24 protein-coding genes are annotated in these 21,991 nt (G+C 68.2%); 13 read left to right on the forward strand and 11 right to left on the reverse strand.

Features of this window, described 5'->3' with window-relative positions; all coding sequences use genetic code 11:
* The first annotated feature begins 8 nt into the window (after positions 1-8).
* Positions 9-857 carry an alpha/beta fold hydrolase gene (locus tag ACXC9Q_RS22070; RefSeq protein WP_457058513.1) on the forward strand — a complete coding sequence of 283 codons (849 nt, stop codon included), beginning with the start codon at positions 9-11 and terminating at the stop codon, positions 855-857.
* 45 nt (positions 858-902) lie between these two features.
* Here ACXC9Q_RS22070 and ACXC9Q_RS22075 read toward each other — a convergent pair whose 3' ends face one another.
* Positions 903-1,082 carry a hypothetical protein gene (locus ACXC9Q_RS22075; protein ID WP_457058514.1) on the reverse strand — a complete coding sequence of 60 codons (180 nt, stop codon included), beginning with the start codon at positions 1,080-1,082 and terminating at the stop codon, positions 903-905.
* A gap of 225 nt (positions 1,083-1,307) precedes the next feature.
* On the opposite strand from ACXC9Q_RS22075, the gene ACXC9Q_RS22080 reads away from it, so the two are divergent.
* The 4 genes from ACXC9Q_RS22080 (at position 1,308) to ACXC9Q_RS22095 (ending at position 4,049) form a co-directional block, all read left to right on the forward strand.
* Positions 1,308-1,871, forward strand: coding sequence for a cysteine dioxygenase (locus ACXC9Q_RS22080; RefSeq protein WP_457058515.1), 564 nt, complete (start codon positions 1,308-1,310; stop codon positions 1,869-1,871).
* Between the two features lie 143 nt (positions 1,872-2,014).
* Positions 2,015-2,611, forward strand: a complete 597-nt coding sequence (locus ACXC9Q_RS22085) for an HdeD family acid-resistance protein (RefSeq protein WP_457058516.1) — start codon at positions 2,015-2,017, stop codon at positions 2,609-2,611.
* Between the two features lie 29 nt (positions 2,612-2,640).
* Complete coding sequence (locus ACXC9Q_RS22090) at positions 2,641-3,699, forward strand: lysylphosphatidylglycerol synthase transmembrane domain-containing protein (RefSeq protein ID WP_457058517.1); 1,059 nt, start codon at positions 2,641-2,643, stop codon at positions 3,697-3,699.
* A 59-nt stretch (positions 3,700-3,758) separates the two neighbouring features.
* Positions 3,759-4,049 (forward strand): hypothetical protein, encoded by a 291-nt coding sequence (locus ACXC9Q_RS22095; RefSeq protein ID WP_457058518.1) that lies wholly within the window; start codon positions 3,759-3,761, stop codon positions 4,047-4,049.
* Positions 4,050-4,101: 52 nt separating this feature from the next.
* Here the strand turns inward: ACXC9Q_RS22095 and ACXC9Q_RS22100 are convergent, their stop codons facing one another.
* From ACXC9Q_RS22100 to ACXC9Q_RS22130, 7 genes are all read right to left on the reverse strand, one after another.
* Entirely contained in the window at positions 4,102-4,728 is a 627-nt protein-coding gene (locus ACXC9Q_RS22100) for a response regulator (RefSeq protein WP_457058519.1), read from the reverse strand.
* Positions 4,725-5,411, reverse strand: a complete 687-nt coding sequence (locus ACXC9Q_RS22105) for a sensor histidine kinase (protein WP_457058520.1) — start codon at positions 5,409-5,411, stop codon at positions 4,725-4,727. Before ACXC9Q_RS22105 ends, ACXC9Q_RS22100 begins: the two co-directional genes overlap by 4 nt.
* Positions 5,412-5,604: 193 nt before the next feature.
* The gene (locus ACXC9Q_RS22110) at positions 5,605-5,781 is read right to left on the reverse strand and encodes a hypothetical protein (protein ID WP_457058521.1); all 177 of its coding nucleotides are present in this window, start codon (positions 5,779-5,781) and stop codon (positions 5,605-5,607) included.
* Positions 5,782-5,863: 82 nt separating this feature from the next.
* Positions 5,864-8,614: an AAA family ATPase gene (locus tag ACXC9Q_RS22115; RefSeq protein ID WP_457058522.1), complete on the reverse strand. Its 2,751-nt coding sequence runs from the start codon at positions 8,612-8,614 to the stop codon at positions 5,864-5,866.
* Positions 8,615-9,018: 404 nt separating this feature from the next.
* Positions 9,019-11,772, reverse strand: coding sequence for a helix-turn-helix transcriptional regulator (locus ACXC9Q_RS22120; protein WP_457058523.1), 2,754 nt, complete (start codon positions 11,770-11,772; stop codon positions 9,019-9,021).
* Between the two features lie 113 nt (positions 11,773-11,885).
* Positions 11,886-12,584: a hypothetical protein gene (locus ACXC9Q_RS22125; protein ID WP_457058524.1), complete on the reverse strand. Its 699-nt coding sequence runs from the start codon at positions 12,582-12,584 to the stop codon at positions 11,886-11,888.
* 149 nt (positions 12,585-12,733) lie between these two features.
* Entirely contained in the window at positions 12,734-14,134 is a 1,401-nt protein-coding gene (locus ACXC9Q_RS22130) for an FAD-dependent oxidoreductase (protein WP_457058525.1), read from the reverse strand.
* A 79-nt stretch (positions 14,135-14,213) separates the two neighbouring features.
* On the opposite strand from ACXC9Q_RS22130, the gene ACXC9Q_RS22135 reads away from it, so the two are divergent.
* The 7 genes from ACXC9Q_RS22135 to ACXC9Q_RS22165 all read left to right on the forward strand — a co-directional run bounded on the left by ACXC9Q_RS22135 (position 14,214) and on the right by ACXC9Q_RS22165 (position 18,319).
* Positions 14,214-14,582 carry an ArsR/SmtB family transcription factor gene (locus ACXC9Q_RS22135; protein WP_457058526.1) on the forward strand — a complete coding sequence of 123 codons (369 nt, stop codon included), beginning with the start codon at positions 14,214-14,216 and terminating at the stop codon, positions 14,580-14,582.
* Between the two features lie 78 nt (positions 14,583-14,660).
* Entirely contained in the window at positions 14,661-15,365 is a 705-nt protein-coding gene (locus ACXC9Q_RS22140; RefSeq protein ID WP_457058527.1) for an arsenate reductase/protein-tyrosine-phosphatase family protein, read from the forward strand.
* On the forward strand, positions 15,362-16,027 hold the full coding sequence (locus tag ACXC9Q_RS22145; protein WP_457058528.1) for an arsenate reductase ArsC: 666 nt from the start codon (positions 15,362-15,364) through the stop codon (positions 16,025-16,027). Before ACXC9Q_RS22140 ends, ACXC9Q_RS22145 begins: the two co-directional genes overlap by 4 nt.
* The gene (locus ACXC9Q_RS22150; RefSeq protein WP_457058529.1) at positions 16,024-16,773 is read left to right on the forward strand and encodes an MIP/aquaporin family protein; all 750 of its coding nucleotides are present in this window, start codon (positions 16,024-16,026) and stop codon (positions 16,771-16,773) included. Before ACXC9Q_RS22145 ends, ACXC9Q_RS22150 begins: the two co-directional genes overlap by 4 nt.
* On the forward strand, positions 16,770-17,171 hold the full coding sequence (locus ACXC9Q_RS22155) for an arsenate reductase ArsC (RefSeq protein WP_457058530.1): 402 nt from the start codon (positions 16,770-16,772) through the stop codon (positions 17,169-17,171). The genes ACXC9Q_RS22150 and ACXC9Q_RS22155 overlap by 4 nt, the downstream gene beginning before the upstream one ends.
* Positions 17,172-17,331: 160 nt before the next feature.
* Positions 17,332-17,898 (forward strand): hypothetical protein, encoded by a 567-nt coding sequence (locus tag ACXC9Q_RS22160; RefSeq protein ID WP_457058531.1) that lies wholly within the window; start codon positions 17,332-17,334, stop codon positions 17,896-17,898.
* A 145-nt stretch (positions 17,899-18,043) separates the two neighbouring features.
* Positions 18,044-18,319, forward strand: coding sequence for a hypothetical protein (locus ACXC9Q_RS22165; RefSeq protein ID WP_457058532.1), 276 nt, complete (start codon positions 18,044-18,046; stop codon positions 18,317-18,319).
* 76 nt (positions 18,320-18,395) lie between these two features.
* On the opposite strand, the gene ACXC9Q_RS22170 is transcribed toward ACXC9Q_RS22165, so the two are convergent.
* From ACXC9Q_RS22170 to ACXC9Q_RS22180, 3 genes are all read right to left on the reverse strand, one after another.
* Positions 18,396-19,142, reverse strand: a complete 747-nt coding sequence (locus tag ACXC9Q_RS22170; RefSeq protein WP_457058533.1) for a DUF4386 domain-containing protein — start codon at positions 19,140-19,142, stop codon at positions 18,396-18,398.
* Between the two features lie 123 nt (positions 19,143-19,265).
* A complete protein-coding gene (locus ACXC9Q_RS22175; protein WP_457058534.1) occupies positions 19,266-20,522 on the reverse strand; it encodes an alpha/beta fold hydrolase in 1,257 nt (418 codons plus the stop codon).
* Between the two features lie 151 nt (positions 20,523-20,673).
* Positions 20,674-21,282 carry an Rv1733c family protein gene (locus ACXC9Q_RS22180; RefSeq protein WP_457058535.1) on the reverse strand — a complete coding sequence of 203 codons (609 nt, stop codon included), beginning with the start codon at positions 21,280-21,282 and terminating at the stop codon, positions 20,674-20,676.
* Positions 21,283-21,492: 210 nt separating this feature from the next.
* On the opposite strand from ACXC9Q_RS22180, the gene ACXC9Q_RS22185 reads away from it, so the two are divergent.
* The gene (locus ACXC9Q_RS22185; RefSeq protein ID WP_457058536.1) at positions 21,493-21,960 is read left to right on the forward strand and encodes a CBS domain-containing protein; all 468 of its coding nucleotides are present in this window, start codon (positions 21,493-21,495) and stop codon (positions 21,958-21,960) included.
* Positions 21,961-21,991: the final 31 nt, after the last annotated feature.

Raw genomic sequence — 21,991 nt, forward strand, 5'->3', positions numbered from 1 at the left:
AGGAAAGGGTGACAGTCACGTACGTCGATGCCCCGACCAAACGGGTCACGGCGGGTAACGGGATCGACTACGCCTACCGCGAGTCCGGCGACAGCGCCGTACCGCTGGTTCTGCTGCAGCATTTCCGGGGGAACCTCGACAACTGGGACCCCGCCCTGGTCGACGCACTCGCAGCCGATCGGCGAGTCGTTGCCTTTGACAACACTGGTGTCGGTGCGTCCGGCGGGAGTACGCCGCGATCGGTCGCGGAGATGGCGCGAGACGCGCTGGCGTTCCTGGACGCGATGGGCTTCGAGCAGGTCGACCTCGTCGGCTTCTCCCTCGGCAGCTTCGTGGCGCAGGAGATCACGCTGATCCGGCCGAGCGCCGTACGTCGTCTCGTCCTTGCTTCGTCAGCGCCGCAGGGTGCGGCCGGCATGCACGGCTGGGCGCCGGACGTGATCGGCGCCGTCGGCCAACCGCAACCCAACCCCGCCGGGGTGCTCGGCGTCTTCTTCGCCAACTCCGAAACCAGCCGCCAGGCCGGGATCGACGCCTTCGGCCGGATGGCGGCCCGCACCACCGACCGCGACGACCAGACCACGTGGGCGACCAGGCTCGCGCAGTACGACGCCGTCTGTGACTGGGGTGTCCCCAACCACGCACTGCTCGAACGGGTGAGCGCCATCGAAGTGCCGGTGTTCGTCACGAACGGCGACAGCGACCCGATGATCCTGCCGCACTACTCGTACCTGCTGGCGGGCCTCATCCCGCACGCGCGGATCAAGATCTACCCCGACTCCGCCCACGGATTCCTCTTCCAGCACCACACCGAGTTCGCCGCGGACGTCCACGCCTTCCTGACCCAACCTGGCTGACCCGCCGCAGTGCCGCGCCGCCACTCGGTCCAGCTCGGGGTGCCTTCAGAGTTCGCCGCCGAGCGCGCCGGCGAGCCCGTCCCGGGTCAGGCCGAGACCGAGCAGCAACTCCGCGTCCGCGTCGTTGTCGGGGTCGATCCGATCTGGCAACCGATCGGCCACCGAATCGGCAACATCAGGTCCGTAGGTGCGACGAATGATCACCAGCGCCTCAGCTTTCGTCATAACCGCCATGTTTTTTGCCCGCTCCCAAGAACACAGACGCCATCCGATAGCTAGGACCAGACATAAACCAGTTCTGTGACAACCGACAGACCGTGGCCGCACGATGCCGACCTGCAGACTCTGCGCGGCGGATCAGTTGGTTCTCGGATTCGCAGGCGCGCGTGCGGTCGAGATAGTCGAGACAGGCAAACGACCGCACCTGTACCGACTCCAAGAGGAAGTGCAATGACTGCTCAGCCCGACTCTGACCTGCCCGCCGTTCCCGCACGCAGGGCCGGCCGGCTCGTGGAGCTCAACTACTGTCTGTCACTGAAGACCCTTCCCGGCCGGGACCTGCACCCGAGCGAACTCGCCGAGCTTGCGGCCTCGATCGCGGCGCAGCCACACCTGTGGGAGGACAAGGTCGCCTACAGCGACGACGAACGTGTCTTCGCCCCGCTGTACCGCGACGCCAACGTCGACGTCTGGCTGATCTGCTGGACGCCGGTCAACGACACCGGCTGGCACGACCACGACGTCTCGTCCGGCGCGGTGGCGGTTGCTCGCGGCAGGGTGGTCGAGCACAACTTGGCGATCGGGGTCGACTCGATCGAGACCGAGGTGGCTGCGGGTGACGTCTACGGCTTCGGCCCGGATCACATCCACCGCCTGACCGGCCTGGGCGAGGGCAGTGTCACCGTGCACGCCTACAGCCCGCCGTTGTGGCGGATGGGCCAGTACTCCGTCAAGGACGGCGTACTGCGCCGCGTCTCCGTCTCGTACGCCGACGAGCTCCGCCCACTCGACTGAAGCCAATCGACTGTTGCCCGCAACGGAATGGCGCGGCTACTGCCGGTCCGGAGTCGGTCAGAGTAGCCTCGAAACGCTGGTCGCTCTGGTTGCGTGACGGCCGATCACGCCGGAGCGCTACGTGCCCGATCGGAGGGGTTCGAATGAGCGATGTGCTCGCTGACAACACGACGAAACTTCTGCGCGGAGCCGGGCGGCACTGGGGCTGGCCGCTGGCCTACGGAATCATCACGCTGCTCCTCGGGGTCGTGGTCCTGGCCTGGCCGGACCGCACGATCAAAGTGGTCGCAATCCTGTTCGGCATCCAACTGCTCGTGGCCGGAATCTTCTACTTCGTCTCGGCCATTGCCGCCGACAACGAGAGCGGCGGCGCCCGGGTGTTGCTGGCGTTGCTAGGCGTGCTGTCGTTCATCGCCGGCCTGTACGCCCTGCGTCACCTGCTGGTGACGATCGCGGCATTGGCCGTGATACTCGGGATCTTCTGGATCGTGAACGGAGCCATCGAGATCTTCACAGCGCTCACAGACGACACGATGCACGGACGGGGCTGGACTGTACTGATGGGGCTGCTCAGCATCGCGGCCGGAATAGTGGTCCTGGTCTGGCCGGGCATCTCCCTGCTGACGCTCGCTGTCGTCCTCGGCGTGTGGCTGCTCGTGCTGGGCATCATGGAGATCGTCTTCGCGTTCCAGCTCCGTTCGGCGGGCCGAGCCGTCGGGCAGATGGCTCCTGCGACGTAGGTCGCCCGGCCGGACGGCGCGAGGTTGACGTGACCGCGGACCCTGGCAAGTCCGCGGCGCCGCAGCCGCCGGCAGGAGGGAAAGGCGGGTGGTGGCCGAAGGTACGCCCGGCCGTCTATCTCGTGCTGGGCGGTGTGTCGCTGTACCTGGTGCTCCCGAGCCTGCTGTCGGTCTTCGGCTCATGGCGATCGCTCGAACATCTGGACTGGCCGTTCGCGATCCTGGCGCTCGCCTGCGAGATCACAAGCTATGTGTGCCTGTGGGAGGTCGATCGGATCGCCTTGGGCACGCGCGCCTGGTTCCCCGTCGCCGCCGCCCAGCTCACCGGGTTCTCCGCCGGCCACGCATTACCGGGCGGTGGCGCCACGTCGACAGCTGCCGCGACCGCGATGTTGCGCAAGGCCGGCATCGCCGAAACACAGGACATCGTCACGGCGTACGGCGCGGCCGCGATCCTGCAGATGGCGACCACGTTCTCCCTGCCCGTGCTGGCGCTACCAGCGATCCTGGGCGGTGCCGCGGTCAATCACAGCCTGGCGACGGCGGCCTACCTCGGCGTCGCCGTACTCGTGACAATCCTGGCCGTGGGTACGGCGGTGTTTGTCAGCGACAAGCCCGTCGAACGGGCCGGCCGCGCCGTTCAGTGGCTCCTCAACGCGACCGTCAGACGACGTAAGCACCTTACCGACGTTCCGCAGAAGCTGCTCGCGGATCGCGACTTCGTTCGCACCACGGTCGGCAAGCGTTGGAAGGCGACACTGTGGGCGGCCGCCGGCAACAGCCTGTTCGACTACTTCGCGCTGCTCGCCGCCCTTCACGCCGTCGGAGCCGACCCGCACCCGTCGCTCGTCCTTCTCGCGTACGTCGCGGGCGAGCTGCTGGCGCTGCTGCCGTTCACCCCCGGCGGCCTCGGCTTCGTCGAGGCCGGCCTCGTCACGACGCTCACTCTCGCGGGCGTGCCCAGCGGCGACGCGCTGGCGGCGACGCTGCTCTACCGCATCGTCTCGTACTGGCTCCCGCTCCTGGCCGGAGGCGTGGCGTACCTGCTCTTCCGCCACCGCTATGGCTCCGGCAACGCCCGGAGCTGACGGACGCCGCGTGCACGTGCCGCAGGCGTAGGCTGGCCACTGACCACTGAGGAGCTGCAATGACGTCGACCCCAGGACCTGAGCACCTCACCAGCCATCACCGTGACACCCTTCGGAAGATCTTCCAGCACCCCGTGAGCCACAACATCGAGTGGCACGATGTGGTGTCGTTGCTGGAGGCCATCGGCACCGTGGAGCGCCACCAGGACGGCAAGATCAAGGTCACGATCGGCTCGGAGACCGGGTTCTTCGACAATCCCGTCCACAAGGACGCCGAGATCGAGGCGGTCGTCGGCCTGCGCCACCTGCTGGCGGCCGCCGGCTATTCAGAAGGCGGCGCGCCGAGCTGAATCCGGTGGGCGTCGGTGCTGCCTCGGCAGGGCTCTCCGACGGTTGCGGACATCACGACGCGCCGATCAGGCCGTTGGCGAGGGCGAACAGGACCAGCTCGGCGCGGGTGTCGAGTCTGAGCTTCCGCATGATGTGTGCGCGGTGCGTATCGACCGTTCGCCGCGAGATGTAGAGCTTCTGGCTGATCTCGTGGTTCGTGTAGCCGAGCGCGAGCAGATAGAGAACGTCGCGCTCGCGATCGCTGATCGGTTCGAGCGCCGGCTGCCCGTCCGCGACGACGAGTTGCGCCCCCAGTTCGGGATCGACATAGCGTTCGCCGGCCGCGACCTGACGGATCGCCTCGATCAACTCGGTGTCAGACGCGCGCTTGGGCACGTAACCACGCGCACCCGCGGTGATCGCCTGCCGTACCGACGTCGGTTGGGTGTGCGACGAGACGACCAGAACCTTCGGCGCCGGGGTCACTCTCAGCAGCCGCGGAATGATGTCGACGCCATTCGTCCGTGGCAGGACCAGGTCGAGCAAGACCACGTCGGGCCGCAACGCAGATGCCTTGATGACCGCCTGCTCGGCAGTACCGGCTTCGCCGACAGGCACGATCCCGTCTTCGTGCTCGAGTCGCAGGCGCAGCGACGTACGGAAGAGCTCGTGGTCGTCGACGAGGAGGACGCGGATCATCGGTCGGCTCCGCTGAGGACGAGTACGGCGCGCGCTCCGCCGCCGGCTCGCGGCTTGAGCTCCAGCACGCCTCCGAACCGGGCGACCAGGCGACGACACAACGCGAAGCCCAGTTGACCACCAGTCGCGTAGCGATCGGTCGGTCCGAGTCCGACGCCGTCGTCATCGACGACGAGCACCCGCCGATCCCCGCGAGCAATCGCCGAGATGAAGATGCGCCCGGCGCCCGCCGCGACGGCGTTCGCCAGCAGGTTCCGGAGCACGATCCGCAGGGCAGCCGGCGGGATCGGGAACTCGCCGGTCACCGTTGTGACGACCTCAGCGCGTAGGTCTCCGAGATCGGCGACGGCCTGCCGCACGCAGTCGGCTCCCTGGGCTGCGTCACCATCAGCTCGATCGGCGCGCGTCGCCGCGAGGATCGAGTCGACGATCTCCAGCGCCCGCAGCAGGGCCTTGCGCGGTTCGACGCTCGTCAGAGCGCAAATCAGCGAAGACTTCACATCGTGCGCAACGAGTGCCGCAAAATCCTCGAGTGCCTCGTTCTTACGAGCAAGCCCGGCGGCATGCTCCGCAAGCTGCTCGGCAGTCAACCGGTCGTGCGCGCGCTGCCGCTCGGGGAACGTACCCTCGCCCCAGTCGGCGGAGTAGGCCTCCGGGGTGTCTTTCGCAGTTGTCGTACTCATGACATGGGTTCCTCATTCAGTTCTCGAGCGACCGTGCGGTGCGCTGATGTGATTACCCTCAGGTCGATCGGCGCGCGTCGTCCCCGGGGCGACCCCGGGGGCGACCCCTGGTTGAGCCCGGGGACATGCTCCGGTGGGCGCGGGAGACGAGAGCCCGTGTCCACCATCAGGCGATCGAGCGGCTTGGTGTCGACTAGTTGGCCGGTCGGGCGAGCGCATGCTCGCCGATGCGCCACATGGTCCAGCCTCGTGCGCACAGCGCCGGCCAGAGCCGGTTGCCGCAGTGTTGGCACAGGTAGAGGTCTCCGGCTCGCTCGGCGCGGTACATCGCGCGGACGGAGGGTCCGCATCGGTCGCAGGTCTCGTTCATGCCATCACTGTCGCGCCGATCCAGAGGTGTCGACCCCGGTGCAGACCCGGGTCCAGGCCCCGGGTTGTGCCCGGGGCAGGCGTCAGCGGAGGTCTTTGCGTGAGGTGATGCCCAACTTGGTGAAGACGTTGCCCAGGTGCCACTCGACGGTGCGGGGGCTGATGAACAACTGACTGCCGATCTCCTGATTGGTCTGTCCGCTCCGGGCCAGCTTGGCGATCTGGGCCTCCTGAGCCGTGAGATCGGTGAGCATGTCCGCGACGTGCTTGCGCACGGTTTCCCCGGTGGCCAGCAGTTCTCGGCGGGCGCGGCCGGCGAAACCTTCCATCCCCATGTCGGTGAGCATGTCGTGGGCGAGGTGAAGCTGCTCGCGCGCGTCGGGACGGCGACCATCGCGCCGGAGCCATTCGCCGTAGACGAGATGCGCCCGCGCCAGCTCGGCACCCATGCGGGTACGGCCGAGCCGCTCGATCGCCTCCTGGTACAGACGATCGGCGGTCTTCCCTTCGCTCAGCAGTGCCCGTGACCGCGCTTCGACCCCGAGCGCCCAATCGCTGCCGCTGGCACTGGTGGACTCCACCAGCCGCCGCATGGCGTCGGTCCCACTATCGAGCGCCCCTGTCCGGGCGGCCGCCTCGACCAGCTCGACCAGACCCCAGATCGCGGTAGAGCTCACGTTGTAGAGGTATGCGCTGGCCTTTTCGGCTGCGGCCAACGCGTTCCGATAGTGACCAAGACCGTTGTAGAGCACCGCGATCGCCCAATCGGTGAGGCCGATCACGAGACCCTCGCCACGTTGGACAACCTCGTCCTTGGTGACGGCGGCCAGCGCGGAAAGCTCGGCTTCGCGACCCCGCAATGCGGCGAGGCCCAGGGCGCCGTACGGCGCGAGGCTGCTTCCCGTTGCCTCGGTGACGACCTGCACTTCCTCGACCAGGGAGGCCGCGGCGGCCAGCTCGCCGGCGAAGAAGAGCCAGTAGGCGCGTTGGGTCAGGGCGATGGGAATCTCGCTCAGCGCGCCGGCTTCCCGGGTCAGCCGGACGTGTCGGGCGGACAGCGTGTCCCACCTGGCGTCGTCGCGCTGGTGGATGGCAGCGGTACAGGCCAGGAACAGCCAGCGAAGATCCTCTGCCGCCGACGTCTCTCGGTCGAAGGCGCTCAGCGCGCGCCGGAGGAGGGGCAGTCCTGCCGCGTATCCCTCGCTGAAGTTCGCGGCCAGGCCGTCCAGGAGAAGATCTGATGCGCGGGGCGGGTGCGACGGCCGTGGCGCCGCTCGGGCCGCCGCGGCCGCCTCCTGCGGCCCTGCGCCCGGAACTGCCAGCCCGCCCGCGAACAGTGCGGCGTTCAGCGCGTCCAGGTAGGTCTCGCGGGCCAGACCGGCATCGATGGGCTCGAGCCGTTTGGCGGCCCTCAACAGCAGTGGCGGGGCGTCGCTGCCCCGGTTTGCGGCGAAGGCGAGCTGAGCCCGCAGGAGATCGACGCGGGCACGCTGGAGTTCGTCCAGCGGTGCGGCCTCGGCCATCCCCAGCAGCTTCACCGCGGCATCGAACGAGCCTGCCTGGATCTTGGCCTGAGCCGCGGCCACTGCGCGGTCGGCCCGCCGCGCCGGGTCAGGGGTCAGCACCGCCGCGCGCTCGAGGAACGCGGCCGCCGCCGCCAGTCCACCCCGCGCCTGGGCCCGCACGGCCGAACTGTCCAGTTCGGCGGCCACCTCCTCGTCAGGTCCTACCGCGGCGTGGGCGCGATGCCAGGCCCGCCGGTCGGGATCAACCTCACGATCGGTCGCCTCGGCCAGCGCCCGATGCGCCTCCCGCCGGTCACCGGCCGAGGCCGCCTGGTAGAGCGCAGAGCGGACCAGGGGATGGCCGAAATGCACCCGGGCGCCGAGCTCGACCAGTCCTGCAGCCTCGGCCGCCGCTCCGGCGTCGGGTGGGATCCCCTGCAGCTCGGCCGCGCGCCACAACAAGGTCATGGAGCCAGTCGGATCGGCCGCGGCGGTCAGCAGCAACCGCCGTGTCTCGCGCGGCAGCGACTGGAACTGCCGGTGAAAGCTGCTTTCGATGCGGCTGGCCAGTGGCCGCGAGTCGGGAAGCCAATACCCGCCGGCCAACTGGGCCGGTCCCAGGCCGCGGGGCAACTGCAGCAGCGCGAGCGGGTTGCCGCGAGTCTCCGCGACGATCCGGTCCCGCACCTCCGCGTCCACCCGCCCGCCGATGGCCGTGGCCAGCAACGCGCGCGCGTCGGCACTACTGAGCCCGGTCACGGTTAGTCCGGGCAGGCTGGCCAGTTCTTGATCGTCGCCGGGCTCGCGTACGGCGAAGATCAGGGCGATCGGCTCGGCCAGCAGCCGCCGTGCCGCAAACACCAGACTTTGCAGCGAGGCCCGGTCGAGCCACTGCGCGTCATCCACCAGGCAGGCCACCGGCTGGTCCTCGGCCGTCGCGGCCAGCAGGCTCAATACAGCCAGGCCGACCAGGAAACGATCCGGTGCCTGCCCCTCCCGCATCCCGAAGGCGACCGCCAGCGCGTCCCACTGCGGCTTCGGCAGCCGTTCCAGCCGGCCGAGCATCGGCGCGCACAACTGGTGCAGCCCGGCGAATGCGAGCTCCATTTCCGACTCGACGCCCCAGGCCCGCACTACACGGAAGTCCGATGCCGACGCCCGGCGCATCGCATAATCCATCAGGACCGTCTTACCGATCCCGGGCTCGCCGCGCACAACCAGCACGGCGCTGTCACCGGCCCGCGCCCGGTCGAACACCCGGTCCACTGCCGCGCGCTCGCCGAGCCGGTCCAGCAGCCCTGTCCCGAGATCACCGCTAGACACGCCCATGATCGATGTTCTTCCGCTCAGCTGCGAAGTCTGCCCGCTATCAGCAGCGTAGGCCAAGGAACGCCAGCGATCGTGACGGGTAATTTCGCCCGCGTCGGAGCTTCATCGAACTGAACGGGAAGCCGGCACTCGCCGCCAACCTGGGCGCGCGGGCACTGATGAATTGTGGGGCGAGCCTGGCCGCACGACTACGCCTCCGTCGTCGGCGCACCGGCCTGCGCGATTCGGGCTCGGGCGTCGGCTAGGTCGCCTGTGGGGCGAAGGCAAGGCCTGGGTAGGGTCCCGGGTTCTGCCCGGGGGACGGGGTACCGGCCGAGCCGTGTGCGCTTGCTCCCAGCGGTCCGCCGGCGCTGCGGCGAGTTGACCGTTGCTCGAGAGGTCACCGGTGGATCGCGGCGACGGCGTCAGCGGAGGGCTTTGCGGGAGGTGATGCCCAACTTGGTGAAGACGTTGCCCAGGTGCCACTCGACGGTGCGGGGGCTGATGAACAACTGGCTGCCGATCTCCTGGTTCGTCTGTCCGCTCCGGGCCAGCTTGGCGATCTGGGCCTCCTGAGCCGTGAGATCGGTCGTCGTTTCCACCGTGCGCTTGCGAACGGTCTCGCCGGTGGCCAGCAGCTCTCGGCGAGCCCGGTCCGCGAAACCGTCCATCCCCATATCGGTCAGCATCTCGTAGGCGACGCGAAGCTGGTCGCGCGCATCGGTACGGCGCTCCTCGCGCCGCAGCCACTCGCCGTAGACCAGATGCGCGCGGGCCAGATCCACACGCATGCGAGTGCGGCCAAGCCGCTCGATCGCCTCACGGTACAGACGATCAGCGGCCTCGCCGTCGCTCACCAGTGCCCGGGAACGCGCCTCGACCCCGAGCGCCCAATCGGTGCCGGTGGCACTGGTGGACTCCGACAGCCGCCGTACGGCGTCGGTCGCGCGTTCGGGCAACCCGCAGCGGGTGGCGGCCTCGACCAGCTCGACCAGAGCCCAATTCACTGAGGCGCTCACGTCAACGAGGTATGCGCAGGCTGTTTCGGCTGCTGCCATCGCGCTCTCGTAGTGGCCGAGACCGATATCGTGTACTGCGGTCGCCCAATCAGTGAGGCCGATCCCGATACCCTCGCCACGTTGCATGGCTTCGTCCTTGGTGGCGGTGGCCAGGTCTGAAAACCCGCCTTCGCGGCCTCGCAGCGCGGCGAGGCACACATCACCGTAGGGCGTCATGCGGGTTCCCGTTGCCTCCGTGACGACCTGCATCTCCTCGACGAGGGAAGCCGCGGCGGCCAGCTCACCGGCAAACAGGAGCAGGTAGATGCGTTGGCTCAAGGCAAGGGGAAGCTCGCTGAGCGCGCCGGCGTCGCGCGTCAGATGTAGGTGCCGGCCGGCCAGCGTGTCCCACCGGGCGTCGTCCCACAGATCGACAGCAGCGATACAGGCCAGCCACAGCCAACGAAGATCCTCCTCCGCCGACGTGTCCCGGTCGAAGGCGCTCAGCGCACGCCGGAGAAGGGGCAATCCTGCCGCGTATCCTTCGCCGAACTTCGCGGCCAGGCCATCCAGAAGGAGACCGGACGCGCGGGGCGGATGCGACGGCCGTGGCGCCGCACGCGCTGCCGCAGCCACATCCTGCGGCGTTCCGCCAGGACGTGCCAAGCGGCCCGCGAACAGCGCGGCATTCAGCGCGTCCAGGTAGGTCTCGCACGCAAGACCGGCATCGATGGGCTCGAGCCGTTTGGCGGCCCTGATCAGTAGTTGCGGGGCATCGCTGCCCCGGTTTGCCGCAAAGGCGAGCTGAGCACGCAGGAGATCGACGCGAGCACGCTGGAATTCGTCGAGCGGTGCGGCCTCGGCCATACCTAGCAGCTGCCCAGCCGCCTCGAACGCGCCTGCCTGGACCTTCGCTTGAGCCGCGGCCAATGTTCGTTCGCCCCGCTGCGCCAGGTCCGGTGTCAGCATCGCCGCACGCTCGAGGAATGCGGATGCCGCCGCCAGTCCACCACGCGCCTGTGCCCGGCCGGCCGAGCGTTCCAGCTCGTCTGCCACCTCCGCGTCAGGCCCCACTGTCGCGTGGGAGCGATGCCAGGCCCGCCGGTCGGGATCAGCCTCAGGATCGGTGGCCTCGGCCAGCACTCGGTGCGCCTCCCGCCGGTCGCCGGCCGAGGCCGCCTGGTAGACCGCAGAGCGGACCAGGGGATGGCCGAAGTGGACCCGGGCGCCGAGCTCGACCAGTCCGGCGGCCTGAGCAGCGGCGACGGCATCGGCCGGGATGTCCTGCAGCTCGCCGGCGCGCCACAACAACCTCATGGAGCCGGTCGGATCGGCTGCGGCGGTCAGCAGCAACTGCTGTGTCTGGCGCGGCAGGGACTGGAACTGCCGGAGAAAACTGTCCTCGATCCGGCTGGCCAGGGGCCGCGAGTCGGGAAGCCAGAAACCGCCGGCCAGCTGGGCCGGTCCCAGACCGCGGGGCAGCTGCAGCAAGGCGAGCGGGTTGCCCCGTGTCTCCGCGACGATCCGGTCCCGTACCTCCGCATCCAGCCGCCCGCCGACCGCCGACGCCAGCAGGGTGGCCGCGTCGGCACTACCGAGCCCGGACATGGTCAGTCCGGGCAGGCCGGCCAGCTCAGGGTCACCACCGGGCCCGCGTACGGCGAAGATCAGCGCGATCGGCTCGGCCAGCAACCGCCGCGCCGCAAACACCAGACACTGCACCGAGGCGCGGTCGAGCCACTGTGCGTCATCCACCACACAGGCCAGCGGCTGGTCGTCCGCCGCCGCGGCCAGCAGGCTCAAGACGGCCAGGCCGACCAGAAAGCGATCCGGTGCCGGCCCTTCCCGCAGCCCGAATGCGACCGCCAACGCGTCACGCTGCGGCCTCGGCAGCTGCTCCAGCCGGGGGCCTAGGAACGGCACGCACAACTGGTGGAGCGCGGCGTACGCGAGCTCCAGCTCCGACTCCACGCCCGACGCCCGGACCACACGCAGGTCCGATGCCGACGCCCGGCGCACCGCATAATCCAGCACGACCGTCTTGCCGATCCCGGGCTCGCCGCGCACGACCAGCACGGCGCTGTTGCCGGCCCGTGCCCGGTCGAGCACCTGATCCACTGCCCCGCGCTCGACGCGCCGGTCTAGAAGGCCCGTTCCGGGACCACCGCTGGAGACGCCCATATCGATGTCCTGCCGCTCAACTGGCAAGTCTCGCCGATATGAGCAGCGTTGACCACCCGCCACCCGCCACCGCCTCCCGCGTCTGCTCGGGCTACTAACCAACGGCTGGTCGGTCAGTGGCCGAGGAGGCCGACGGCGAACGAGACGACCAGGACCGAAATCATCAGGGCCGAGACCGATTCGACAGCCATCAACAGCTTGGCCCGGACGGACAGTGGCATGGTGTCGGTCGGGCTGAAGGCCGAGGAGTTGGTGACGGACACGTACAGGTAGTCGACGAACCCCGGCGCCCAGCCGGACTTGGCCGAGGACCGCTGCGCCACTTCACTGATCGCGTCGTGGTCCTCGTCCTGCGGGAAGCGGAAGTCGGCGTCGGGCAGTCGCGGCCGCGCCACCCGGAAGCGGGTGACCGGACCGCCCCTGTCGAGCTCCCAATACGCGAGCGCGAAGACGAGAACGTTCGTGAGCCACACCTGCCCAGCGGCTGCCAGTAACTGACCACCCGCCTCCGCGTCTCCCGCGACCAGCGATCGGATCAGCAGCACGAGTGCGGTCGTGTTGGACAACGCGATCAGCAACACGAGGCCGATCGACAGCCGCCTCAGCAGCCGGTTCTGCTTGCTCATCCGGCGCGGATTGGCCAGGACCAACGGGATGAACAACAGCAGCTCCAGCCCCGGGACCACGAATCGTGGCCCGATCTGCAGCGCACTGGGCAGAAAGGCGTACAGCCCGATCGCCGCCACCACCCCGACGGCAGCCGGCAACCGCGGCTCACCCGGATGCGCCTGCGTCGTCGTCCGTTCATTCATGCGGGTCACCCTGGCACACGCCTCCTGAGACCAACCACCAACTTCTGATTGGTCAGGTACCCCGCGCGGGGCAGGTATGCGCGTTTACGCCAGATCAGGTCCAAGGCCCAGCGCAGCCGCACCGAACCGCAGACCGACGTACGCCGTCATCAGCCGCAGCAGCCCGACTGCTTCGTGGAGGTCTCCTCGATGACGGTCAGCAGGCCGCCGCTGATCCCAGTGGCCCGGCCGCGACCCGCCGGCGCGGAGATCTCTACGGCTTGGGGTGCCGGGCCGCAGCAACCGCCGGCCTCGTCGTCACTGCCCCGGTAGGCCAGGTTGGACGAGCAGACACCGGTCTCGGGCAGGTCGAGCTGCACGTCGCGGGCCGCTTCCCAGTCCCCGGCCAGTGCGGCGACGACCGAGCGGGCTTGTTCGTAGCCGGTGGCGAGGAGGAACGTCGGTGCCCGGCCGTAGGATTTCGCACCTACGGCGTAGTACCCGGGTTCGGGGTGCGCGAGCTCGTCGACCCCGTGCGGCGGGACGGTGCCGCAGGAGTGCTGGTTCGGGTCGATCAGCGGTGCGAGAGCGCGGGTCGATGCCATGATCGGGTCGAGGTCGAGGCGCAGTTCGGAGACGAAATCGTGGTCCGGGCGGAAGCCGGTCGAGTTCACCACGGTGTCGGCCACGACCCGGCGTTCGCCGGCAGCCAGGTCGACGCGGCGGTCGGCGGTGCGGGTGATCGCTTCGATCCGGAACGAGCTGACCAACTCGACGTGCCCGGACTGAACCAGCTTCTTCAGACGGCTGCCGAGCGCGCCACGGGCGGGGAGTTCGTCGGCATCGCCGCCGCCATACGTGCGGGCCTGGTCGGTGCCGCGCACGACCCAGACAATCTCGGTTCCGGGAACCTGGTCAGCCAGCTCACCCAAGTCGAGCAGGGTAGTCGCTGCCGAGTGACCCGCACCGACGACGGCGGTACGACGACCTGCGTAGCGGTCACGGTCAGCGCCAAGGACATCCGGCAAGGCGCGGGCGATGCCGTCCGCTGCGGTGGCTTCACCTTGGGCGGGGATTCCGGAACCACCGAGGACGTTCGGCTTGCGCCAGGTGCCGGCGGCGTCGACAACTGCGGAGGCGAGTAGCTCGCTACCGTCGGCAAGGCGGATCAGGAATGGCGCGGCCTCGCGGCCGGCGGTGCGAATGCGGTCGAACCCGACCCGGGTGACGGCGGCAACGGTCGCGTTGTACCGGATGCGGTCGTTGAGCTGTTGCGTCTTGGTCAGCGGTGCGAGGTAGGAGTCGATCAGGTCGCCACCGGTGGGGAGCGTGCCCAGGTCAGGCTCGGTCCATCCGCTCGCCTCGAGTAGGCGCCGGGCCGCGGAGTCGATGTCGTAGCGCCATGGGCTGAACAGCTTCACGTGCCGCCATTCTCCGATTGCCGCCGCGACGCTGGGCCCGGACTCCAGCACGACGAATTCCAGCCCGCGTTCCGCGAGGTGCGCCGCCGCGGCCAGACCGACCGGCCCCGCGCCGATGACGACCACCGGCGCCGCTGTCTGCTCGCTCACGATTCCAGCTCCCTGTCTAGAAGATCATCGAAACAACAGTTAGCTTGCCTCGTGATTAGACAAGAGTCAAGATAGACCTATGTCGAAACAGGAACTCACGTTGACGCCCGTCGGGACCGGTGGTTGTTGTGCGCCGATCTCCGATGCTGCACTCGATGCAGCCGGGGCGGCCGAGGGTGCGGCGGTGTTCAAGGCGCTGGCGGACCCGATCCGGCTCCGCCTCCTGTCGATGATCACGTCAGCGGGCGATGAGATCTGCGTGTGTGACCTGACCCCACAGTTCGAGGTGAGCGGTCCGACGATCTCCCATCATTTGAAGGTGTTGCGCGAGGCCGGCCTGGTCGACTGCGAGCGCCGGGGCACGTGGGTCTACTACTGGCCCGTGCCCGAGCGGCTGCAATGGATCTCAACTCTTCTCGCTGTGCCGGAGCCTGTGTCGCCTCGCTGATTCACGGTCGCGCCGACCTGAACTGATGTAGGCCGCGCCGGCTTGACTCCGCTAGATACCTCAGTGATCATTGAGTCAATGGACGCTGAGCGATTGGCCCTGGCTGAACGAGCCCGCATCCATGCGGCACTCGGCGATCCTGCGCGGCTCGCGATCGTGGACACTCTGGTCGCGGGTGACGCGGCGCCGGGCGAGCTGGGGGCTGCGCTGGACCTGTCGACCAACCTGATCGCCCACCATCTGAAGGTGCTGGAGGATGCCGGCCTGGTCCTGCGTACCCGGTCCGAGGGTGACCGTCGGCGTACCTATGTCCGGCTCCGACCGGACGCGCTGGCCGCGATCGCCACTCCTGCGCTGCTCGCGGCGAAACGGGTCGTGTTCGTCTGCACCCAGAACTCCGCACGCTCACAACTCGCCGCGGCGATCTGGTCCCGCCGCAGCCATGTGCCGGCCGTCTCCGCAGGCACCCAACCGGCCGAGCGCGTCCATCCACGGGCGTTGAAGATCGCCCGCCGCCACGGTCTGGACCCCGTTGACTGGCACACCTCCAATCTGGGCGACGTCGTACGACGCGATGACCTGCTGATCGCCGTGTGCGACAACGCTTATGAGCATCTGCCGTCCGAGCAACGGCCCCGGTTGCACTGGTCGATTCCCGATCCGGCACCGGTGGACACCGACGCGGCTTTCGAGTCCGCCTACACCGAGATCGCCGACCGGATCGATCGGCTGGCGCCCGCACTGTCGCCCGAGGCGACTGACTCCACCCGGAGCACACCATGACCGAACTCGCCTGGCATCGCCACGCAGATCTCTCGATCGACCAGAGCCTGGCCCTGCGTACCGCCTCCGTGCGGTTGACCGAAGAGTTCTCCGACATTTACGGTCCGGAGACCATCGAACGGTTCCTGCACTCCAGCTACGACCAGTTCGCCAGTGGCAGCACCATCCCGAACTTCCTCCCCCTGCTGGCCGAACGGTTCGCGCGGCAACGCCTCACGGCACTCGCACGGGTCGAAGGTCACCGCGACGACGGCAAACCCGTCGTGCTGTTCCTCTGCGTCCACAACGCCGGCCGGTCCCAGATCGCGCTCGGCTTCTTCCAGCACCTGGCCGGCGACAACGCGATCGCCTGGTCCGGCGGTTCCGAACCCGGTATCGACATCAACCCGGCTGCTGTCGGTGCGATGGCCGAACGCGGCATCGACATCTCCGCCGAATATCCCAAGCCCTGGACCGACGAGGTTGTCCGCGCCGCCGATGTTGTGGTCACGATGGGCTGCGGCGACGCGTGCCCGATCTTCCCCGGCACGCGCTACGAGAACTGGGACCTGGACGACCCCAATGGACTCGACGTCGCCGACGTCCGCCCGATCCGCGACGAGATCGAACGCCGCGTGCGCGTCCTGCTCGACGAACTCGCCGTACCGGCGAGCCGCGGATGAGCCACGCACAACCGTTGTGGCGCCGCGCGGTCGCCGAGGCTTTGGGCACCGGTTTGCTCGTCACCGTCGTTGTCGGCTCCGGCATTGCCGCGGCCAACCTGTCGCCCAGCGACACCGGCCTACAGCTCCTGGAGAACTCCTTCGCCACCGCGCTCGGGCTAGCGGTACTGATCGTCACGCTCGGTCCCGTGTCCGGCGCCCACTTCAACCCGGCCGTGTCCGTGATCGACTGGCGGCTCGGCCAGCGCACGGGCAGCGGGCTGAAAGGCCGCGACCTCGCCGCCTATATCCCCGCTCAAATCGGCGGCGGCATCGCCGGGGCGATTCTCGCGAACCTGATGTACGGCGAACCCGCGGTCTCCTGGTCCACCAAGGACCGATCCGCCGGACACCTCTACCGTGGCGAGACTGTTGCCACGGCCGGTCTGATCCTGCTGATCTTCGCGCTCGCCCGGTCCAGCCGAGCCCAGCTCGCACCTGTTGCCGTAGGCGCCTATATCGGGGCCGCGTACTGGTTCACCTCGTCCACCTCGTTCGCCAACCCGGCGGTCACGATCGGGCGCGCGTTCAGTGACACCTTCGCCGGCATCGCGCCCAGCTCGGTGCCCGGCTTCATCTTCTTCCAAGCCTTCGGCGCCATCCTCGGCGCCGCCCTCGTCGTGGTCCTCTACCCCCACGCGAGCGAGGGCGCGGACAACGTGGTCACACCTCAATCAGACACCACCCACACAGGAGCATCCGCGTGAGCAAGCCCGCTGTTCTGTTCGTCTGCATCCACAACGCCGGCCGCTCACAGATGGCCGCCGGTTGGCTGCGCCACCTTGCCGGCGACCGCATCGAAGTCCGGTCGGCCGGCTCCGAACCCGCCAGCCAGATCAACCCCGTCGCCGTCGAAGCGATGCGCGAGGTCGGCATCGACATCACCGGCGCCGTGCCGCACATCCTCGAAACGGAAGACGTCCGCGCCAGCGACGTCGTCATCACCATGGGCTGCGGCGACGCCTGCCCGATCTTTCCCGGCAAACGCTACGAAGACTGGGAACTCACCGACCCCGCCGGCCAACCCATCGAGATCGTCCGCGAAGTCCGCGACGACATCCGTAGCCGGGTCGAGAAGCTCGTCGCCGAACTGCAGGCCGCATGACGGCCCGCGGCTGCGACGAGTTCGCGATGAAGCTCGTCATCCTCGCCGGCACACGGACTTTGCCACCGGCCGGCGCTGAAGGACCTGGTGAACGCGTGTCGAAAGGCCGTGTCACGCAAGGGGAGCCCGCAGAAGGCTGGAGTTGAGGGAAGGAGGGCTCATGACTGTGCAGCATCCTTTGTCCAGGGTGGTCGCGCTGGCTGCGGTTTGCCGGTGCGTCGCGTCCACGATGCGGCTGCTGGCACAACGACGCGTGCATCAGCCGCGCAAGTACGTCGGCAGATGGCTACGGTTCGCCGACGGGACACAGGGCCAGGTGTACCGGGAGACCGTGGTCGATCGGCCGCCGCCGGCCGATCCGTGCGTACTGGTGGTCGCGTTTCGGCTGCGTGGTGTGCATGGCCGGGGACACGCCGTGTTCCGGTGGGAGTCCTGGTTCAACACTCCGCTGTTCGTCGGCTTCCCCGGCTTCGTGTCCAAGCTGTGGTTGGCACATGACGACGTCGGCACCTACCGGGGGCTCTACGAGTGGGACGGCGCCGAGTCGGCCGAGGCGTACGCGCGCGCACTGTGGCGGGTGCTCGAGCTCGTGAGCGTGAAAGGCTCGATCCATTACCACGTGGCGCCCGATAGGCGACGCGACGAACTGCTTCGCGATCCGCACCTGCTGGACCCCGTTCAGCCGGCGAACCAGGGGGCATGGTGGCGCATGGTCGGCGCGAGCTGAGCCGTCGCGGTGGGACCTTCGGCCCTGGCGTTCGGGCCGGAACGCACTGCCGTCCGCCTGCCGAAGGCGGAGATCGTGGGACAAACATGACGTTCCCGATGTCGCCCGCGCAAGTGCGGCGGCGGAGTTCCTGGCGGTGACGGAGATGACACCTTTCCCGTTCGGCGTGCCGTGGTTCTTCCAGGTGTGGGCGCGCCCCGACTTCGCCGACGCTCAACGCGATCCGCAGCGCCCGGCCCGCTCCTGGCCTCTCTTCGGCCGGCGGCGCGCGGCAGATCCGGCCACCGACAGCCCGGAGCCTGACACCAAGTGGCCGTACCCGCCGTTGCTCCTGCCGTTGACCGAGGATGAGCTGATCACCTTCGGACGTGAGCTCACGTCCACGTCCGACGTCATCGCCCGCCTTCTGGCCGAGTGCTGATCACCGGGGCGCAGCGTCGTTCTGCTCGTATCCATCCACGCCCGCGCGGCGAGCCCCTCGGGCTCGCGGCGGCCGACTACGGACTCTCACCACCGGCGACAGATCCGCCGTCCAGCCCAGCCAGAATCGGAGCGGGCTTGAATCCCTTGACGATGAGGTAGATACCGAACGACAACTCCCAGAAGAACTCCGGAATCGTCGCGATGCCCTGCACGGTGCCTCCACGCTCGATGACATCGAACATGACCAGGATCCCCGAGATGACGATCAGCGGACCTCCGATGAGCCCCAGCATCGTCATTCCTCGTGGCACCAAACCAGACCGATACATCAGGTAGCCCAGGATTATTCCGTTCGCGACGCCGGCGCAGAAGCCTGGCCCGATCAGGAATGCCCGATCGTAAATCGCGACGAAAGCCTGTCCGAGGGCGGCGTCTGTGCCGGCCGTGCCTTCCTGCCGCATCAACAGGAACGTGAGCATGCTGACGATACCGATGGCGATGAAGGTGGCCTCGACGAGACGTGCTGCGACGTAGCCCAGAGCGAGGCTTTCGCTGTATCGCCTGTAGATCGCGTACGGCACTACGGCGGTGCCGATGTTGGCGATAATGACGATGAGTTCGAGGGTAGCGCCCAAAGCCACGCTCGAGGTGGGGTCGGCTCCGGCTCCGGTGATGTAGTCGGGGTGATCCCGCACCGGCGCGTAGAGGATGAAGTACGCCGGGATCGAGGCGACGAAGGTGACCACCATCAACCAACCCGTCAGGGTGGCAATCTTCCTCGCATTCACCGTGCTGCTGTAGCGATCCGTGCCAGTGTCCATGTGAAACCCGCCCCCCGAGCGGACATAACTCGGCAACCCCCTCCGGTCCCCAAACGCAAGATGCGACCGCTCAAACCTCAGCATGTTCCTTCCCACTGGAACTGTCCACCACCCAGCTCAAGCTCACTTGACCAGCGGGGCTCCGCTCTGGACCGAGGCGACCACGTCGATGATCGCTTGGGTTGTGGCCGCTGCGTATTCCTCCTCCGCAATCAGCGCCTCGTGGGTGGCGCCCTTGATGACACGGTGCGCGCTGTTGGTCGACAAAGCGGCCATCTCCTTCTGCTTCGCTTGCCAGGCCGCATCATTTCCGCTCCCGGCCGTCAGGACGACCAAAGGCTTGTCGGCGAAATCTCGGAGAGCTGCGGATTGCTCCATCGACGCGTTCGCCTGAACGTACTCATCGATCGTGCTACGGAGATTGCCGGCCGTCGCGCCGGTGGCGCGTACCTCGTCCCGGGACCGCGGTGGCAGGCTGCCGAACGAGAACTGACTGAACAGGCGGCCCAGACCAACTCGAGCCGAGCTCGAAACCAGTGCGGAGAAACGGCCCAGGATGTCAGAGGAGCCTGGATCGCCGGGCGATGCTGCCGCCGATTTCGAGGCGGTGGAGTCCACGAGCACCATGCCGGCGACCTCGTCGGGGTAGCGGGCGGCGAACGTGCGTACGTAGAGGCCGCCGAAGGAGTGGCCGGCCAGCACATAGGGTCCTGGAACGTTTCCGCGCTGCAGCAAGGTGTGAAGGTCGGTCGCGATCTGCACGCTGTCCTGGGGGGCGTCAGCGGGCTCGCTCCACCCGCGACCTGCCCGGTCGTACACGCAAACCCGGGTCTTGCCGGCTACGGCCGGCGTTATCCACCCAAAATTCGAAGACATCTCGCCTCCGCCGGGTTCGAGTACGACGGTCGGACTGCCCGAGCCGGTGCAGTTCAGATGCAGGCTGTGTCCGCCGACATCGATCAACTGACCAGCCATCGGATAAGCCTTGGCATCCGCCGCTTCACGCACGGTCTCGTAGCCACCGCCGATCGAAGCGAGACCCAGCAGCGCAATCACCGGGTAAAGCAGCCATCGTCCGCTCCGGCTGCGCAACTGACGATGGACGCGGACAGCCATCCAGATCACCAACACCAGCAGGGCGGGAGGCCACACCCATTTGAGCACCTCGTCCACCCCGGAGCCGAACACCACCAGGAGAAGACCGCCTATTCCCATGAAGAGCGCAGGAACCACCGCCCACCGCTGTGGCTGATCGGTGAACCGCACCGAGAGTACGGCGAGCAGCGCCCAGCCCAGCGCGAATCCGCACAGGACCGCGCCGACAACCTCGCTGTCCCCTGCCGAGATGAACGGGGCAGCGACGAGCAGCAAAGCGGCCACGGGTCCCACGACCAACGAACCAGCCACGATCCAGCCGATGTGTCCCCGCGGCCGGCCATCGTGGCGGGCCGAACTGCCCTGCCCCTTGTCCTTGGGGGTGTGCGTAGTCGTCATAACAGCTCGATTCCATCCACAGGTCGCGTCGCGCGAACTAGCCCTGGCGGTGGCGCCAGCGGGGGGCGACGATCTCCCACTCGCGTTCCCAGGCCCGCATCCGGCGCCGGTTCAGTGGTACGACGGACAGCCGCGCCAGGCCCGTGATCAGCAGCCACGACGTCATCGCCAGACTCAATCCGACCACGTCACCCAACGCCGCACTGTCTCCGGCGGCCCGCGGCGGGACGGTGACCGCCCCCGAACTGTCGAGCCAGACGATCACCTCGGCGTCCTTCTTCGTCCCGAACGCAACGCTCGCCCGACCCTCGCGGGGCAGGCCGGCCGGATCGATCCACGTCACTCGGACCGTGGTAGCGACCTGTCCGGACGCGTCGGGGGCCGACTCGGTGTCCTCCAACGTTCGTGCCTGAACCTGGGTGAGAACGGCGCGACGATGTGCCGCGGCCTGCTCACTCGCGTTCCGTACGGCGGTGCCCGTAGCGGCGGCGATCGGAATCATCAACAGGGCGGCGAGCACGGCACCGAACACGATCGCCGACTCGATCCGGTCCACGCGGCGGCGTAACGGGTTGCGCCCGTACCCGAGCCGGCGCGCCCGCATCAGCACCCACGGCTCCCCAGACCTGCTCCGGCCGACGCTCATCGCGAACTCCTCCCCTGTCTACACCATGCCTGTCTGCCGCTGCTCGTGGCAGGGCCGAAAGTCCCAGCCGACCGGGACAACATTCCGGACGGGTCGGATACTCGGGACCGACGACTGCAACAGCCAGGACGAAAGGCACCAGCGCGGCAGCGTCCGAGTCGCGAGGGTGGAGGCACAACCACGACAACCCGAGTCGAAGAGGTGAGGACGATGCTGATCCGCGAGGTCATGACCACCCCGGCGGTGACCGTGACGACACAGTCCTCGACCGAGACGGCCTTGTGGCTGATGCGGGAGGAGCAGATCAGTTCGATTCCCGTCGTCGACGACCGCGGCGCTCTGCTCGGTGTCCTCGACGAGACAGCTCTGGTCCAGGACGGGGCTCTGGTCGACAACCGGGTCCTGGCTTCAGCCGGGCGCGTCTCCGGTACGACGCCCTCGCGACGGGTCGCCGACGCGATGACCCATCACGTCGTGACCGTCAGTCCGGACGACACGGTCGACCTGGCGATCGACCTCATGCGGTCGACGATCCTGGAGTACCTGCCGGTCGTCGAGAACGATCGAGTGGTCGGAACAGTCGGCCGCACTGACATGGTCCGCCTGCTTCCCTCCCCCAACCGCTTCTGCGTCTTCGAGGCCTCTTCCGGCACGGCACGCAGTACGACTCTGCAGTGAGACAGCTCCCGCCGACTGGGAACCGTCGGCA

It is taken from the genome of Kribbella sp. CWNU-51 (genome assembly GCF_054073265.1).

Bases quoted from the DNA above. Each gene is read 5' to 3' on its own strand.
- ACXC9Q_RS22075 (WP_457058514.1), bottom strand. From the start codon at position 1,082: ATGACGAAAGCTGAGGCGCTGGTGATCATTCGTCGCACCTACGGACCT.
- ACXC9Q_RS22080 (WP_457058515.1), top strand. From the start codon at position 1,308: ATGACTGCTCAGCCCGACTCTGACCTGCCCGCCGTTCCCGCACGCAGG.
- ACXC9Q_RS22085 (WP_457058516.1), top strand. From the start codon at position 2,015: ATGAGCGATGTGCTCGCTGACAACACGACGAAACTTCTGCGCGGAGCC.
- ACXC9Q_RS22095 (WP_457058518.1), top strand. From the start codon at position 3,759: ATGACGTCGACCCCAGGACCTGAGCACCTCACCAGCCATCACCGTGAC.
- ACXC9Q_RS22100 (WP_457058519.1), bottom strand. From the start codon at position 4,728: ATGATCCGCGTCCTCCTCGTCGACGACCACGAGCTCTTCCGTACGTCG.
- ACXC9Q_RS22105 (WP_457058520.1), bottom strand. From the start codon at position 5,411: ATGAGTACGACAACTGCGAAAGACACCCCGGAGGCCTACTCCGCCGAC.
- ACXC9Q_RS22110 (WP_457058521.1), bottom strand. From the start codon at position 5,781: ATGAACGAGACCTGCGACCGATGCGGACCCTCCGTCCGCGCGATGTAC.
- ACXC9Q_RS22115 (WP_457058522.1), bottom strand. From the start codon at position 8,614: ATGGGCGTGTCTAGCGGTGATCTCGGGACAGGGCTGCTGGACCGGCTC.
- ACXC9Q_RS22120 (WP_457058523.1), bottom strand. From the start codon at position 11,772: ATGGGCGTCTCCAGCGGTGGTCCCGGAACGGGCCTTCTAGACCGGCGC.
- ACXC9Q_RS22125 (WP_457058524.1), bottom strand. From the start codon at position 12,584: ATGAATGAACGGACGACGACGCAGGCGCATCCGGGTGAGCCGCGGTTG.
- ACXC9Q_RS22135 (WP_457058526.1), top strand. From the start codon at position 14,214: ATGTCGAAACAGGAACTCACGTTGACGCCCGTCGGGACCGGTGGTTGT.
- ACXC9Q_RS22140 (WP_457058527.1), top strand. From the start codon at position 14,661: ATGGACGCTGAGCGATTGGCCCTGGCTGAACGAGCCCGCATCCATGCG.
- ACXC9Q_RS22145 (WP_457058528.1), top strand. From the start codon at position 15,362: ATGACCGAACTCGCCTGGCATCGCCACGCAGATCTCTCGATCGACCAG.
- ACXC9Q_RS22150 (WP_457058529.1), top strand. From the start codon at position 16,024: ATGAGCCACGCACAACCGTTGTGGCGCCGCGCGGTCGCCGAGGCTTTG.
- ACXC9Q_RS22160 (WP_457058531.1), top strand. From the start codon at position 17,332: ATGACTGTGCAGCATCCTTTGTCCAGGGTGGTCGCGCTGGCTGCGGTT.
- ACXC9Q_RS22165 (WP_457058532.1), top strand. From the start codon at position 18,044: ATGACACCTTTCCCGTTCGGCGTGCCGTGGTTCTTCCAGGTGTGGGCG.
- ACXC9Q_RS22170 (WP_457058533.1), bottom strand. From the start codon at position 19,142: ATGGACACTGGCACGGATCGCTACAGCAGCACGGTGAATGCGAGGAAG.
- ACXC9Q_RS22180 (WP_457058535.1), bottom strand. From the start codon at position 21,282: ATGAGCGTCGGCCGGAGCAGGTCTGGGGAGCCGTGGGTGCTGATGCGG.
- ACXC9Q_RS22185 (WP_457058536.1), top strand. From the start codon at position 21,493: ATGCTGATCCGCGAGGTCATGACCACCCCGGCGGTGACCGTGACGACA.